13 protein-coding genes are annotated in these 14,253 nt (G+C 74.0%); 9 read left to right on the top strand and 4 right to left on the bottom strand.

Features of this window, described 5'->3' with window-relative positions; all coding sequences use genetic code 11:
• Positions 1 to 236 precede the first annotated feature (236 nt).
• Positions 237 to 926, bottom strand: a complete 690-nt coding sequence (locus HJG43_12465; protein ID UER55219.1) for a uracil-DNA glycosylase — start codon at positions 924 to 926, stop codon at positions 237 to 239.
• Positions 927 to 1,083: 157 nt separating this feature from the next.
• Here HJG43_12465 and HJG43_12460 point away from each other — a divergent pair, with 157 nt between their 5' ends.
• Positions 1,084 to 1,419 (top strand): DUF3263 domain-containing protein, encoded by a 336-nt coding sequence (locus tag HJG43_12460; protein UER55218.1) that lies wholly within the window; start codon positions 1,084 to 1,086, stop codon positions 1,417 to 1,419.
• Between the two features lie 19 nt (positions 1,420 to 1,438).
• Positions 1,439 to 2,107 carry a LytR C-terminal domain-containing protein gene (locus tag HJG43_12455; GenBank protein ID UER55217.1) on the top strand — a complete coding sequence of 223 codons (669 nt, stop codon included), beginning with the start codon at positions 1,439 to 1,441 and terminating at the stop codon, positions 2,105 to 2,107.
• On the opposite strand, the gene HJG43_12450 is transcribed toward HJG43_12455, so the two are convergent.
• A complete protein-coding gene (locus tag HJG43_12450) occupies positions 2,046 to 2,519 on the bottom strand; it encodes a hypothetical protein (GenBank protein ID UER55950.1) in 474 nt (157 codons plus the stop codon). The two genes, HJG43_12455 and HJG43_12450, sit on opposite strands and share 62 nt — an antisense overlap.
• 300 nt (positions 2,520 to 2,819) lie before the next feature.
• Between HJG43_12450 and groL the strand changes: the two genes are divergently transcribed.
• From groL to HJG43_12435, 3 genes are all read left to right on the top strand, one after another.
• Positions 2,820 to 4,445, top strand: a complete 1,626-nt coding sequence (gene groL / locus HJG43_12445; protein ID UER55216.1) for a chaperonin GroEL — start codon at positions 2,820 to 2,822, stop codon at positions 4,443 to 4,445.
• Positions 4,446 to 4,522: 77 nt separating this feature from the next.
• Positions 4,523 to 5,290 carry a DUF4031 domain-containing protein gene (locus tag HJG43_12440; GenBank protein UER55215.1) on the top strand — a complete coding sequence of 256 codons (768 nt, stop codon included), beginning with the start codon at positions 4,523 to 4,525 and terminating at the stop codon, positions 5,288 to 5,290.
• Positions 5,291 to 5,352: 62 nt separating this feature from the next.
• Positions 5,353 to 5,868: an NTP transferase domain-containing protein gene (locus HJG43_12435; GenBank protein UER55949.1), complete on the top strand. Its 516-nt coding sequence runs from the start codon at positions 5,353 to 5,355 to the stop codon at positions 5,866 to 5,868.
• A gap of 91 nt (positions 5,869 to 5,959) precedes the next feature.
• Here HJG43_12435 and HJG43_12430 read toward each other — a convergent pair whose 3' ends face one another.
• Both HJG43_12430 and HJG43_12425 read right to left on the bottom strand, forming a co-directional pair.
• Positions 5,960 to 7,057, bottom strand: a complete 1,098-nt coding sequence (locus HJG43_12430) for a hypothetical protein (protein UER55214.1) — start codon at positions 7,055 to 7,057, stop codon at positions 5,960 to 5,962.
• A 10-nt stretch (positions 7,058 to 7,067) separates the two neighbouring features.
• Entirely contained in the window at positions 7,068 to 8,438 is a 1,371-nt protein-coding gene (locus tag HJG43_12425) for a hypothetical protein (protein UER55213.1), read from the bottom strand.
• Positions 8,439 to 8,671: 233 nt separating this feature from the next.
• Between HJG43_12425 and HJG43_12420 the strand changes: the two genes are divergently transcribed.
• The 4 genes from HJG43_12420 (at position 8,672) to HJG43_12405 (ending at position 14,252) form a co-directional block, all read left to right on the top strand.
• Positions 8,672 to 9,829 carry a glycosyltransferase family 4 protein gene (locus tag HJG43_12420; protein ID UER55212.1) on the top strand — a complete coding sequence of 386 codons (1,158 nt, stop codon included), beginning with the start codon at positions 8,672 to 8,674 and terminating at the stop codon, positions 9,827 to 9,829.
• A 1-nt stretch (position 9,830) separates the two neighbouring features.
• A complete protein-coding gene (locus tag HJG43_12415; protein ID UER55211.1) occupies positions 9,831 to 12,053 on the top strand; it encodes an amylo-alpha-1,6-glucosidase in 2,223 nt (740 codons plus the stop codon).
• A gap of 100 nt (positions 12,054 to 12,153) precedes the next feature.
• Positions 12,154 to 12,567 carry a molybdenum cofactor biosynthesis protein MoaE gene (locus HJG43_12410; protein UER55948.1) on the top strand — a complete coding sequence of 138 codons (414 nt, stop codon included), beginning with the start codon at positions 12,154 to 12,156 and terminating at the stop codon, positions 12,565 to 12,567.
• A 236-nt stretch (positions 12,568 to 12,803) separates the two neighbouring features.
• Positions 12,804 to 14,252: a HAMP domain-containing histidine kinase gene (locus HJG43_12405; GenBank protein ID UER55210.1), complete on the top strand. Its 1,449-nt coding sequence runs from the start codon at positions 12,804 to 12,806 to the stop codon at positions 14,250 to 14,252.
• The last annotated feature ends 1 nt before the right edge of the window (position 14,253 follow it).

Raw genomic sequence — 14,253 nt, 5'->3', positions numbered from 1 at the left:
CCTGTCGGTGATCATGCAATCCCGCCACCCTCGGAGAGTGGGACATGGCGAGACTGCATGATCCGCAATCGGGCGGCGGGGACTGCTCATGGACCGTCCGCAGAATGCTGGCTCTGGCACAGATTTTGCGGCGTGTCCCGCCACCAACCCCGCATTCTGCGGGCGAACGGGGTGCGTGCGGGGTGGCGGGATTGCATGATCACCGAGAGAGGGAGCGGGGTGGCGGGATTGCATGATCACCGAGGGAGGGACCAGTCGACGGGGTCGGCGCCCTGGGCGGTCAGCAGCTCGTCGACGCAGCTGAACGGCCGTGAGCCGAGGAAGCCGCGGGACGCCGACAGCGGACTCGGGTGGGCGCCGGTCACGACGGGGACGTCGCCGAGCGCCGGGCGCAGGGTCTGCGCCTGCCGGCCCCACAGCACGGCGACGAGCGGTCCGCCACGGTGCACCAGCGCCCGCAGCACGGCGTCCGTCACCTGTTCCCAGCCACGCTGCCGGTGCGAGCCCGGCGCTCCGGCCCGGACCGTGAGAACCCGGTTGAGCAGCAGCACCCCGCGCCCGGTCCACGCGGACAGGTCCCCGTGCCCGGGCACCGGCATCCCGGTGTCGGCGTGCAGCTCCCGGTAGATGTTGCGCAGGCTCCCGGGCAGCACGGTGACCGCCCGGTCGACGGCGAACGCCAGGCCGACCGGGTGCCCCGGGGTCGGGTAGGGGTCCTGCCCGACGATGACCACCCGGACGTCGTCCAGCGGGGTCGCGAGCGCGCGGAGCACTCGGTCGGGGGCCGGCAGCACCGCGTGGCCGGCGGCCGCCTCGGCCGCCAGGTGCGCTCCGACGTCGCGGAGCGCCGGGGCGACGCGGTCGAGGACAGGCAGCCACGAGGGGTGCACGACCTCCGTCCGGACGGCGGGAGCGGGCTGGGTCACGGACCAGTGCCTACGGCAGGGCGAGGCGCCGGTGCAAGCGCACGAACCGGCCTGCCGCCAGCCGGCCGCACGCCTGCCCCCAGCAGCCACGGCGACACGCCGCGACAAATGACACGGCTGTGGTTCGCGGCCTACAGTGGCGGGGACGCGGCCTACAGTGACGGTGACGCACGGACCGCACAGCACCAGCGAGCAAGGAGGGCGCAGCGTGGACGCCGCAGAGTCACGGGACGACGAGCCGTCGGGCCTGTCCGCGCGCGACCGGGAGATCCTCGCCTTCGAGCGGCAGTGGTGGAAGTACGCCGGGGCCAAGGAGCAGGCCGTCCGCGAGCTGTTCGACATGTCGGCAACCCGCTACTACCAGGTGCTCAACGCGCTCATCGACTCCCCCGAGGCCTTGGCGTTCGACCCGATGCTCGTCAAGCGGCTGCGCCGGATGCGCGCGTCCCGCCAGCGCGCCCGCTCGGCCCGTCGCCTCGGCCTGCAGGTCTGAGCGCCTAGGCTCGCCGCCGATGAGCGAGCAGAGCCGGTACCCCCGCGACGAGTTCGACGACGTCGAGCCGGGCGACGGACGGCGGGGCGCGCACCGGGCGCGACCGAACCCCGTGCTTGCGATGGTGCCCGTCCTGCTCGTCGTCGTCGCCGTCGTGGCCCTCGTCGTCGGTGCGATGACGCTGCTCGGCGGGAACGGTCCGGACGTCGCCACCCGGGTCTCCGAGCCCACCGGCACGAGCACCGAGACGGCCGGGTCCCCGACGTCCGAGGGCGGAACCACGACGCCGGGCACCCCTGCTCCTACCGCGACCGACGCCCCCACCGACGCGCAGACCGGCACGCCGACCGACGCCCAGCCCGAGCCCGAGCCCGAGCCCGAGCCCCCCACTGAGGAACCTGCTCCGGTCGACCGGTCCGTCGGCGTCCGGGTGCTCAACGGGACGACGACCGCCGGCCTGGCCGGGGGCGCCGCCGAGGTGCTGGGCGCCGACGGCTGGACCGTGACCGAGGTGGACAACTACCGGGCCGGCCCGACCCCGCCGACCACGGTGTACTACGCCGACGAGACGCTGGCCGCGACGGCGGAGGCGCTGGCGGACGCGCTCGGCGGTGCCGCCACCGAGCTCAGCGACGCGTTCGGCGGCGGCGGGCTGACCGTCGTCCTGGGGGAGGACTACCAGCCCTGAGGTAGCCGCCGTCCGCCAGGCCCGCGCGCACCTCGAACCAGTTGGCCAGGGCGGTGTCCCGGCAGCGCAGCCACGACCAGGCCGCGGCGAGGCCGTAGGCGGGCAGGAAGCCGATCGGCCCGAGGAACCTCGCCCACTGGGCTGCGTGCCGGGCCTCGTGGGCGAGCAGCCGGGGCCGGAGCAGGGACTCCTCGAGCGTCATGCGCAGCAGGACGACGTCACCGACGGTGACCGCCGCGGCCCGCGGCGCCGGGAACCAGGCGCGGTACCCGGGCGCCAGCCGCAGCCCGTGCGGGCCGGGGACGACGTCCGCTCCACCCGCCCGGGCGAGCGCCAGTCCGAGCGCCGTCGACCCGTTGAGGAGGTTGAGCACCCTGCGCACCCACCCACCCTGCCACCCGCCGCGCCCGATCTCTGGAGGCCTTCCGGGGTCTCGCCCGCGTCCATGACCCCGGAAAGCCTCCAGAGATCGGGTCCCCGGGGGCCGAGATCGGGCCCCGGGCACCGGAGGCATTTGCACTCGGGGGGTGGGAGTGCTAATCATGTGACTGGCACTCTCGGCACGAGAGTGACAGGACAACCCAGGGAGCACACGCTTCCGGCCGGACCGGTGAGTCGGCGCGCACGCGGGACGTGACTGCGTGGGCGGCGGCGTCCGTCGCGGGCACCGCCCGGCCACCCCCCACCACCCGTCACCGGGAGGAATCCCCGAATGGCCAAGATGATCTCCTTCAACGAGGAGGCCCGGCGCGGACTCGAGCGTGGCATGAACACGCTGGCCGACGCCGTCAAGGTCACCCTCGGTCCGAAGGGCCGCAACGTCGTCCTCGAGAAGAAGTGGGGTGCTCCGACCATCACCAACGATGGTGTGAGCATCGCCAAGGAGATCGAGCTCGAGGACCCCTACGAGAAGATCGGCGCCGAGCTCGTCAAGGAGGTCGCGAAGAAGACCGACGACGTCGCCGGCGACGGCACCACCACCGCGACCGTGCTCGCCCAGGCGATGGTCCGCGAGGGCCTGCGCAACGTGGCCGCCGGCGCGAACCCGATGGCGCTGAAGAAGGGCATCGAGAAGGCGGTCGAGGCCGTCGCCGAGCAGCTGCTGAACTCGGCCAAGGAGGTCGAGACCAAGGAGCAGATCGCCGCGACCGCGTCCATCTCCGCCGCTGACCCGCAGATCGGCGAGCTCATCGCCGAGGCGATGGACAAGGTCGGCAAGGAAGGCGTCATCACCGTCGAGGAGAGCCAGACCTTCGGCCTCGAGCTCGAGCTCACCGAGGGCATGCGCTTCGACAAGGGCTACATCTCGCCCTACTTCGTCACCGACGCCGAGCGGATGGAGACCGTCCTCGAGGACCCGTACATCCTCGTCATCAACTCCAAGATCTCCGCGATCAAGGACCTGCTGCCGCTGCTGGAGAAGGTCACCCAGTCCGGCAAGCCGCTGGCGATCATCGCCGAGGACGTCGAGGGCGAGGCCCTGGCCACCCTCGTCGTCAACAAGATCCGTGGCATCTTCAAGTCGGTCGCCGTCAAGGCCCCCGGCTTCGGTGACCGCCGCAAGGCGATGCTTCAGGACATCGCGATCCTCACCGGCGGGCAGGTCATCTCCGAGGAGGTCGGCCTCAAGCTGGAGAACACCGGCCTCGACATGCTCGGCCGGGCCCGCAAGGTCGTCGTCACCAAGGACGAGACGACGATCGTCGAGGGCGCCGGGGACGCCGACCAGATCGCCGGCCGGGTCAACCAGATCCGCGCCGAGATCGAGAAGAGCGACTCCGACTACGACCGCGAGAAGCTGCAGGAGCGACTCGCCAAGCTGGCCGGCGGCGTCGCCGTCATCAAGGCCGGCGCGGCCACGGAGGTCGAGCTCAAGGAGCGCAAGCACCGGATCGAGGACGCCGTCCGCAACGCGAAGGCGGCCGTCGAGGAGGGCATCGTCGCCGGTGGTGGCGTCGCCCTCATCCAGGCCGGTGCCACCGCGTTCGACAAGCTCGAGCTCGAGGGCGACGAGGCGACCGGGGCGAACATCGTCAAGGTCGCGATCGAGGCCCCGCTCAAGCAGATCGCCATCAACGCCGGCCTCGAGGGCGGCGTCGTGGCGGAGAAGGTCCGCAACCTGGAGACGGGTCACGGCCTGGACGCCGCCACCGGCGAGTACGTCGACATGGTCGCCAGCGGGATCATCGACCCCGCCAAGGTGACTCGGTCGGCGCTGCAGAACGCCGCCTCCATCGCGGCGCTCTTCCTCACCACCGAGGCCGTCATCGCCGACAAGCCGGAGAAGGCCCCCGCGGGCGCCCCGGCCGGTGGTGACATGGGCGGCATGGACTTCTGACCCACGCCAGCCACGCCTGACGGAGGGCGGCACCCGCAGGGGTGCCGCCCTTCGTCGTCCGCCTAGGCTGACCGGTCGTGGCCGTGCTCATCGACCCGCCCGCCTGGCCCGCCCACGGCCGGTTGTGGTCCCACCTCGTCAGCGACACCTCCCTGACGGAGCTGCACGTGTTCGCCCGGCGCGCCGGGCTGCCCGAGCGGGCGTTCGGCGGTGACCACTACGACGTCCCGCAGGAGCGCTACGACGACCTCGTCGCGGCCGGCGCCGAGCCGGTCGGGGGACGCGAGCTGCTGCGCCGGCTCGTCGACTCCGGCCTGCGGGTGCCCTCGCTGCGCAGCGAGCGGGTGCTGTCCTCCGGCGAGGACGACCGGTGGGGACCCCAGGCCGGTCCGCACCGCGTCGACGTCCTGGCCTCGCCCCGGGACCTACCGGACGACGTGACGATCGGCGGCTGGGTCGTCGTCCGGGACGCCGCTCGGCGGCTTCTCGTCACCCGCGCCAGCGGCCGCGACTGGGGCCTGCCCGGGACGGTGCGCCGGCCGGGGGAGCACGCCACGGCGTCCGTCGCCCGGGCGATGGCCCGCCAGAGCGGCCTGGACGTCGACCCGGGTGAGCTGAGGCCCGTCGGCTACCAGCGGCTGCGCCTGCTGGGCCCGGCCCCGGCCGGCTGGCCGTTCCCCGCGCCGTGGTCCTACCAGGCGCTGTACTGCCTGGACCTGGACGCCGGCGCCGCCGTGCGCCCTGCCCCGGGCGCCGAGGCCCGGCTCCTGGACGTCGGGGACGCCCGGGACGTCGTCGGGCACCGCCGCTGGTGGCCGCTGGCCGAGGAGCTGCTGCAGGGGTGAGCGAGCGGGCCGGTCGCGTCGCCGGGCTCGTGCTGGCCGCCGGCGCGGGACGCCGGTACGGGATGCCCAAGGCGCTCGTGCCGGGCTGGCTGGCCGACCGGTGCGCCGCGCTCGCCGCCGGCGGCTGCGACCCCGTCCTCGTCGTCCTCGGCGCCGCGGCCGAGCAGGCCAGGGTTCTGGTCCCGGACGGCGTGGACGTCGTCGTCGCGCCGGACTGGGCCGAGGGGATGGGGGCGTCCCTGCGCGCCGGCCTTGGCGCCGTCCGGGTTCTGGACCCGGTGCCGGACGCCGTCCTCGTCGCGCTCGTGGACACCCCCGGCCTGACGCCCGCGGTCGTCGCCCGCCTGCGGGCCACGGTAGGGACCGGCCCGCCCGCCGAGGCCCTGGTACAAGCGGCGTACGCCGGGCGGCCCGGCCACCCGGTCGTGCTCGGGTGCGCCCACTGGGCCGGGGCGGCCGAGGCCGCCCGGGGGGACCGGGGCGCCCGTGACTACCTGCGCGCCCACGGGGTGACGACGGTCGAGTGCGGGGACGTCGGCCACGGCGAGGACGTCGACAGTCCCGACGGGCTCCGCTGAGCAACCAGTCGAGAATCTCTGTTCGTGATCATGCAATCCCGCCACCCCGCGGCGCCCGCGGGTGATCACGCACCCGGCGGGGCTGGCGACCTCAGCGCGTCGGGGAGTCGACCTGCTCGTGGTCCTCGTCGAGCGGCTCGGCGTCCTCGGGCTCGGCGTCCTCGGGCAGGGCGTCCTCCGGCTCGGCGTCTTCCGGCAGGGCGTCGGGGGCCTCGCCCCCGCCGACCTCGTCGTCGGAAGCCTGCTGGGCCACCGCCTCCTGCGCCGCCTGCTGCGACGCAACCGGCTCGTCGTCGGCCAGGTTCATCGCGACGGCTCCGCCGCCGAGGGTCGCGAGCATCTGACGCACGTTGGCCAGCTGGGCGTTGATGCTGTCGCGACGCTGGGTGGCCGCGGCCAGCTCCCGGTCGGACTCGGCCCGGATCCGCTCGGCATGGGCCCTGGCCTCCCGGACGAGCTCCTGGGCCTGCTGCTCGGCCTCCTCCACGATCCGGCGGGCCTTCAGCGAGGCGTCCGCGTGCAGGCGCTCGGCCTCGGCGCTGACCGACTGGGCGCGCTCCTGCGCCGCGGCCAGCTGCTGCTCGGCGGCGGCGGTCCGCTGGACGAAGTCCTGCTCGGCGCGCTCGCGGCGCTGCGCCAGCGTGGTCTCGAAGTCGGCCGCTGCCTGCGCGGCCTTGGCGCGCTGACGCTCGTACACGGCCTCTGCCTCTTCGCGCCGGGCGGTCGCCTCCCGGTCGGCCTCGTCGAGGATCTCGTCGGCCCGGCGCCGGGCGTCCAGCAGCACCCGGGCGGCCTCGGCGTCCGCGTCGCTGCGGGTCTGCTCGGCGTACCGGTCGGCCTCCGCGCGGACGACGGCGCTGGACTCCTCGACGTCCCGGCGGTACGCCTCGGCGTCCTCGCGGGCGCGGCGGGCCAGGTCCGCGGCCTCCTCCTCGGCGAGCTCGAGGATCTGGCCGACCCGGGCGCCGAGGTCGGCGTAGGTCGCGGACGTCGCGGGCGGGGTCTCCGGCTCGGGTGCCGGCTGGGCGAGCCGCTCGGCCTCGGCCGCCTCGAGGGCCTCGACGCGGCGTGAGAGCTCCTCGGCCTGCTGACGCGCGGCGTGCAGCGCCTCGGTGAGCTCGTGGATGCGCTTGTCGACCTGCGCCGGCTCGTAGCCACGCAGCACGGTGCGGAAGGTGGTCTCGTTCATGGGACCTTCGTCATCTCTCGTCGTGGTCGGGGTCGGTGGGGGAGTGGGGGTCGGACGTCGCCGGCTCGGGGACGGCGAGGGCGTCGATCACGCCGGAGAGCTGTCCCAGCTCCGCGGCGATCTGGTCACGGCGGCGGCTCAGGGCGGCCACCTCGGCCCGGGTGCGGTCGAGCACCTCCCGGGCCTGGGCCCGCAGCTCGTCGGCCTCCGCCCGCGCGTCGGCGACGATCTGGGTGGCCTCCGCCCGGGCCTGGCGCCGCAGGTCCTGCGCCTCGCGCTGGGCGGTCGCGACCTGCTCCGCGACGCGCTCGCGCAGCATGCGCGCACCGCTCTCCGCCTCCCCGAGGCGGCGCTCGGCCCGCTGGATCTTCGCCTCGGCCTGCACCTCGGCGTCCGCCAGGAGGTGCTCGGCGGCCTCGCGTGCCCGAGCCTGCTCGGCCTCGGCGTCCTGTCGAGCGCGGCGGAGCACCTCCTCGGCCTCGGCGCGGACTGCCGCGACCTCGGCGTTCGCCGTCTCGATCCGGTCCCGCAGCCGTTGGGCGCTGGCGCCCAGCACCCGGTGCAGCCGGCCCCGCACCGACCGGACGATCTCCGCCGCCTCCGCGTGACCACGGTCCCGGCTGCGCTGAGCCTCCTCCTTGGCCGTGGCGAGCAGCTCGTCGACGGTGCGCCGCGTCCAGGCAGTCTGCTCCTCGGCCTCGGCGAGCTCGGCGTCCGCGGCGGCCCGTGCGGCATCCCGGAGCTGGCGGGCGTGCTCCTGAGCGGCCTGCACCTCGGCGGCGGCAGTGGCTCGCGCCTGCTCGAGCTCCTCGAGCGCGGACCGGTGGCTCTGCTCGGCGTCCTCGCGGCTGCGGGTGAGCAGCTCCTGCGCCTCGGCCCGCGCCGCTGCCAGGACCCGTTCGGCCTCCTCGGCCGCTGCCGTCCGGATCCGCTCCTCGGTCTGCTCGAGCTGCGTCGTCCGACGCCGGACGACGTCCTCGGTCTCGGCGGTCAGCCGCTCGGCGTGTGCTCGTGCCCCGGCCACGAGCCGCTCGGCCTCCTCGCGGGCTTCGCGGGCCACGGCCTCGGCCGCGGCCCGCAGCTCGGCGGCCTCGGACTCGGCCTGGGCGAGCAGCTGGTCCCCGGTGCGCCCGGCGGCGTCCACGACCAGGGTCGCCTGCTCCCCGGCGTCCCCGACGAGCTGTGCGGCCTCCTCCTGGGCCTCCGCGAGCCGGGCGGTCGCCGCTCGGTGCGCCTCGGCGGCCTCCTCCTGCAGGCGGGCGGCCTCGGCGCGCAGCTGCTCCGCCTCAGCGCGCAGGGCGTCGGAGTACTGCTGGGCCAGGGTGAGCAGGTGCACGGCCTCGTCCACGCCCGGCGAGGTCTCGCGGGTGGCCGGGTCCATATCACCAACTTATCGGTGGTGGTGCAGGCCGGGAACAGGACGCGGTCGAGTTGCTCACCGACCGCTCGGGTGCTACACCAGCAGATGTAGCTGAGCGGCGTGCCGGCGTTGCTGGCACGCCGACCTGAGCCCCTGGGACGGTGCCGTCCGTCTTCTGGTTCAGATGTCCTTCGCGGAGGATCGCTGTGCTGGTTGACCTGAACAAGCAGTCTCCCGACCGGTGGGCCCGCCCCATGCAACTCTCCGGGCAACGGAGCGCCGCCTCTCACCGCGGTGTCCCGTCGCTGCGGGTCGCACTGGTGGCCCCGCCCTACTTCGAGGTCCCGCCGAGTGGCTATGGCGGGGTGGAGGCCGTCGTGGCCGACCTGGCCGACAGCCTGGTCGCTCAGGGCCACCACGTCACCCTGCTCGGCGCCGGTCACTCGACGAGCCGAGCGGAGTTCGTGCCGTTGTGGCCTGAGCCGGTGCCCCAGCGCCTGGGCGAGCCCGCGCCGGAGATGGTGCACGCCGCCGCGGCACGCAAGGCACTCCTTCGCCTCGCCGACGCCGGTGAGCTCGACGTCGTGCACGACCACACCCTGGCCGGTCCACTCAACGCTGCCGTGCTGCGGCAGCGTGGCATCCCGACGGTGGTCACCGTGCACGGCCCCGTCGACGTCGACATGCACCGCTACTACCGGGATCTCGGCGCCGACGTCGGCCTGGTCGGCATCAGCCACCGGCAGCGCGAGCTGGCACCAGACCTGAACTGGCTCGGTGTCGTGCACAACGCCCTGCGCCCGCAGGACTGGCCCTTCCGGGCGGAGAAGGGCGACTACGCGTTGTTCCTCGGCCGGTTCCACCCGCAGAAGGCACCGCACCTGGCCCTGGACGCCGCACACGCGGCAGGTGTGCCGCTGGTGCTGGCGGGCAAGTGCAGCGAGCCCATCGAGCAGGAGTACTTCGACCGTGAGGTACGCCCCCGGCTGCGCAGCACCGACCGGCTCGTGGGCGTGGCGGACGCGGTGACCAAGCGGGAGCTGCTCGCCGGTGCCCGTTGCCTGCTCTTCCCCATCCAGTGGGAGGAGCCGTTCGGCATGGTGATGATCGAGGCCATGGCCTGCGGTACGCCCGTGGTCGCCCTGCGCGGCGGCGCGGTGCCCGAGGTGGTCACCGACGGTGTCACGGGCCTGGTCTGCGACCACCCCGACCAGCTGCCCGCCGCCCTTGCCGCGGTGACCGAGCTGAACCCGCACGCGTGCCGGGCCAGTGTCGTCGAGCGGTTCTCGGCCGACCGGATGGCCGAGGGCTACGTCGCCGCCTACCGGCGGGCCATCGCCGAGCAGACCGGCAGGGTGGCCGGTCCCCTGCCCACCCCGGCCGCGGGTACTGCACTCGCCGAGGTGGGCTGACGTGCCGGCGCCGCTGAACGCCGCCGAGCCCGTTGTTCTGTCAGCTGACAGCGGGTTCGTCACGCTCGTCGCGGGTGCCACGTTCTGCCTGTCCGAGGCCACCGGGGACGTCGTCCCCGGTGGCGCGCAGGGCCTGTTCTTCCGCGACGCACGAGTGCTGTCCCGACTCGAGCTCCGCCTCGACGGTGCACCGCCGTCGCCCCTGTCGGTGCTGAGCCAGGACGCCTACAGCGCCCGGTTCCTGCTGCGCCGGCCGCCCGTCCCCGGTCGGGCGGACAGCACCCTGCTGCTGGTCCGGGAGCGGCTGGTGGCCGATGGCCTCCATGAGGTCGTGACCGTGGAGAACCTGGGAGCGGAAGCCACGACGGCCAATCTGTCGCTGTGGGTGGGGGCCGACTTCGCCGACCTGTTCGCGGTCAAGGAGGGCCGGTCCGGCCCCGGGGAGGGGAACGTCCGGGTCGACGGCGACTCGCTCGTCCTGACCGCGGCCGACGGCGAACGCGGACTGCGGCTGACCGCTACCGAGAGCCCCGTCGTCACCCCGGCAGGCTTCACCTGGCGGGTGGTCGTGCCACCACGCGCCACCTGGTCGACCGAGGTCACCGCACAGCCGCTGCTCGACGGCCGCGGACTGCAGCCCAGGGGGGACCGTGGGGAAGGCCTCGAGACGAGTCGACCGGCCCGGCAGCTGCGCTGGTGGCACCAGACCAGCACGGCGATCACCGCCGAGCACCCCGTGCTCGCCGAGACCCTGCGGCGCACCGAGCACGACCTCGGCGTCCTCCAGATCCACGACCTGCCCGGCGACCAGCCGGTGGTCGCGGCCGGAGCGCCGTGGTTCATGACGCTGTTCGGCCGTGACAGCCTGCTCACCAGCTACATGGCGCTGCCGCTGGAGACATCGCTGGCGCAGGGCACCCTGCAGACGCTTGCCCGGTGGCAGGGCAGGCGGGTCGACCCGCCCACCGAGGAGGAACCCGGGCGCATCCTGCACGAGCTGCGGCTGGGCCCGGACCGGGACACCGCTCTGGGCGGCAGCCACTACTACGGCACCGTCGACGCCACGCCGCTGTTCGTGGTGGTCCTGGCCGAGGCCTGGCGGTGGGGCGTTCCGGACCAGGTGGTCCGTGACCTGCTGCCGGCAGCCGACGCCGCCGTGGCGTGGATGGACGAGTACGGCGACCGGGACGGCGACGGGTTCGTGGAGTATCGGCGTGCCACCGACCGGGGACTGGCCAACCAGGGCTGGAAGGACAGTTTCGACGGGATCAACGACGCCGCCGGACGTCTCGGCGTCGCACCGATCGCGCTGTGCGAGGTGCAGGGGTACGCCTACGCCGCGTACCTGGCCCGCGCCGACCTCGCCGAGGCCTTCGGCGACCAGGCCACCGCTGCGCGCCTGCGGGCCCGTGCCGCTGAGTTACGCACCGCGTTCGCCGAGGCCTTCTGGCTACCCGACCGGGGATGGTTCGCCGTGGCCCTGGACCGTGACAAGCGACCGCTCGACGCCCTCACCAGCAACGTCGGTCACTGCCTGTGGACCGGGATCGTCAGTGACGAGCACGCGGCCGTGCTGGTCGAGCGGCTGGCCGATCCGCGCATGGACTCCGGGTACGGCCTGCGCACGCTGGCCTCGGACATGGGCGCCTACAACCCGATGAGCTACCACAACGGGTCGGTGTGGCCGCACGACACCGCGATCGCCGTGGCCGGCCTCATGCGGTACGCCCACCTGCCCGGAGCCGTGGAGCTGGCCCACCGGCTGGCCAACGGGCTGCTCGAGGCGGCAGCGGCGTTCGGGGGCCGGCTGCCGGAGCTGTTCTGCGGTTTCGCCCGGGACAGGTTCGGCCAGCCCGTGCCGTACCCGACGTCCTGCTCGCCGCAGGCCTGGGCGAGCGCCGCACCGCTGATGCTCGTGCGGGCGCTCCTCGGGGTGGACCTCGAAGTCCCCTCGCGGACCCTCACGCTGCGGCCTCGGCTACCGGCGGCGTGGGGACGCCTCGAGCTGGACGGTCTTGACGTGGGACACGGCCAGGTCAGCATCGACGTGACCGAGGACTCGGCCACCGTCTCGGGTCTGCCCGACGGTTGGGTGCTGAAGGGCACCGCCACCCCGGCCGAACGGCGTCCCCCTGCTCGGGGGGTCGACCGGGCCGCCGCACCCAGCCCGGCCGGGGCCGATGGGTCCACTGCCCCAGTCGGTGTCTCTCCGGCCGTAGGCTGACCCGGTGACTGGACCATCGCGGACCGACGACCACCCGGCCCTGCACGGCGACACGGCCTACACCCCGGACAGCTCCCGGGTGGACGCCCCGGCCCGGCGGGTGGTGCGCGCGGTGGTCACCGAGGCACCCCTGGACGTCGAGGAGCACGCGGCCGAGGTGGACGACGCGGCAGCGGGCGCGGTGGTGACGTTCGCCGGTGTGGTCCGCGACCACGACCACGGCCGCCGGGTCGAGAGCATCGAGTACGTCGGCCACCCGACCGCCCGGCAGGTCCTGCAGGAGGTGCTCGCGGACGTCGTCCGGGACCATCCCGTCGACGCCGTCGCCGCCTCCCACCGCCTCGGCCGGCTGGAGATCGGGGACGCCGCCCTCGTCGTCGCCGTGTCCGCGGCACACCGCCAGGAGGCGTTCGCCGCGTGCTCGACGGTCGTCGAGGAGGTCAAGCGTCGCTTGCCGGTGTGGAAGCACCAGCAGCTCGCGGACGGGTCCCAGGAGTGGGTGGCCTGTCCGTGAGGGGATGGAGTTCGAGCCGGCAGTGATGTGACGCCCCTCCCGGTTTGCAGGTATCTGACTCCGCCATTCGGACGAGGAGTACGGAAGTCACTACTCCGTTGTCTGGCAACTGTGATGTGATGCCCCGGTCCGCTAGATGGGGAGAGCGGACGCTCAGGGGACCGGGAGATCGCAACGTGCCGAGCGCAGGTGGTTATCGGGGTGCCGATCGGCGGACGATCGGTGAGCTGCCGGGCATGGGCCCACGGCGGGCCGCCTGGTGGGGACTGGGAGGCGCTGGGCTCGGGCTGATGCTGCACGGGCTGTCCGTCGTTCTTTCCTCCCACATCGCCGCGGACGACGTCCGCGTGCTGGCGGCGGCACTGTGGTCAGGCGCGTCGCTGAGCTCGGGCCTGCTGCTCCTCGTCGTGTGGCGGCTGACCGGACGCGTGCCGCTGGCCTACCTGGCGCTGGGCCTGGTCGTCATCGGCGTGGCCCCGACGCTCGCCCTCTGGGTCCTCGCGCTGACCGCGGACGACGCGGCCCGGGTCGTCGCGACCGGGTTCGCCCTGGCCGGCCTGTACCTGCTGGGAGGGATGCTGCTGCGGCGCAGCGTTCTCAGCCCCGAGGTCGATACGTCATTCCGCCTGCGCCGGGCGGTGACTCTCAACGCCGCTGCCGCGGTGACCGTCGTCGCCGTGTCCATCACGGTTCTCCCGGCACTTGGGCACCTTCCGTCCTCACCGTTGCTGCCCGCGCTGCCGCTGGCCGCCGTGCTCGCCGTCGTCACCGGTGTGCTCGTCATGACGATGCGCCGAACGTCGTCCGGCGTCTGGCTCCTGGCTCTGCTCGTACCGGCAACGCTGGCCGTGACCGTGGTCCTCTGGTCGGGCGGACCGGCGGCTGGAGCCGCCGGCGACGTCCTGCTCCTGGCCGGGAGCGCGGTGGTGGCCGGGTACGGGTACGACGCCCTGCGTGGCGCTCTGACGGTGCAAGGGGCCCGTAGCCTCAGCGCGATGGCCTCGCTGTCCCGGTACGTCGAGGAGCTCGCCGAGGACCGTCGACGTCGCCACGACGCGCGCAGCGCAGTGTCGGCGATCCGGGCGGCGAGCTCCGTGCTCACCTCGTCCGGGGCAGAGCTCGACGAGGCCACTCGCCGTCAGCTCGCCGAGGCGGTCCGCGCGGAGCTGTCCCGGGTCGAGCGGCTGCTGACCCCGGACACGCACCTGCCGAACCGGGTGGTCGACGTCGCTCGGGTCCTGGCACCGGTGGCGGCGACCTGGCGACACCGTGGCCTGGAAGTCACCGACCCGCCCTCCGGTGTGCTGGCGGTCGCGCAGCCGGACGCCGTGGCAGAGATCGTCGGCAACCTCCTCGACAACGCCTACCGCCACGCCCCAGGGTCGCCGGTGGTCATCGACGCGACGGTGCGCGACGGCACGGTGGTGGTCGAGGTGCGTGACGACGGCCCCGGCATCCCGGCGGATCAGGTGGACGCCGTCTTCGACAGCGGTGTGACTCTGGACAGCGGCAGCCCCGGCCAGGGTCTCGGCCTGCCCTCGGCCCGCGCGCTGGCCGAGAGCCAGGGCGGGGTTCTGCGTCTCCACACGGCTCCAGGGTGTGGTTGCCGGTTCGTCCTGGAGCTGCCGGCCGCCTCCCGGCCGGGCCGCTTGCCCGGCACTCTGGACGTCGAACGGGTCGGCTGAG

This window comes from Kineosporiaceae bacterium SCSIO 59966, from assembly GCA_020881835.1.
Lineage (GTDB): Bacteria > Actinomycetota > Actinomycetes > Actinomycetales > SCSIO-59966 > SCSIO-59966.
The sequence above is the reverse complement of the archived record's forward strand: the minus strand, read 5'-3'. Positions and strand labels throughout refer to the sequence as shown.

Bases quoted from the DNA above. Each gene is read 5' to 3' on its own strand.
- HJG43_12455 (UER55217.1), top strand. From the start codon at position 1,439: ATGAGCGAGCAGAGCCGGTACCCCCGCGACGAGTTCGACGACGTCGAG.
- groL (UER55216.1), top strand. From the start codon at position 2,820: ATGGCCAAGATGATCTCCTTCAACGAGGAGGCCCGGCGCGGACTCGAG.
- HJG43_12435 (UER55949.1), top strand. From the start codon at position 5,353: ATGCCCAAGGCGCTCGTGCCGGGCTGGCTGGCCGACCGGTGCGCCGCG.
- HJG43_12430 (UER55214.1), bottom strand. From the start codon at position 7,057: ATGAACGAGACCACCTTCCGCACCGTGCTGCGTGGCTACGAGCCGGCG.
- HJG43_12425 (UER55213.1), bottom strand. From the start codon at position 8,438: ATGGACCCGGCCACCCGCGAGACCTCGCCGGGCGTGGACGAGGCCGTG.
- HJG43_12420 (UER55212.1), top strand. From the start codon at position 8,672: ATGCAACTCTCCGGGCAACGGAGCGCCGCCTCTCACCGCGGTGTCCCG.
- HJG43_12405 (UER55210.1), top strand. From the start codon at position 12,804: ATGGGCCCACGGCGGGCCGCCTGGTGGGGACTGGGAGGCGCTGGGCTC.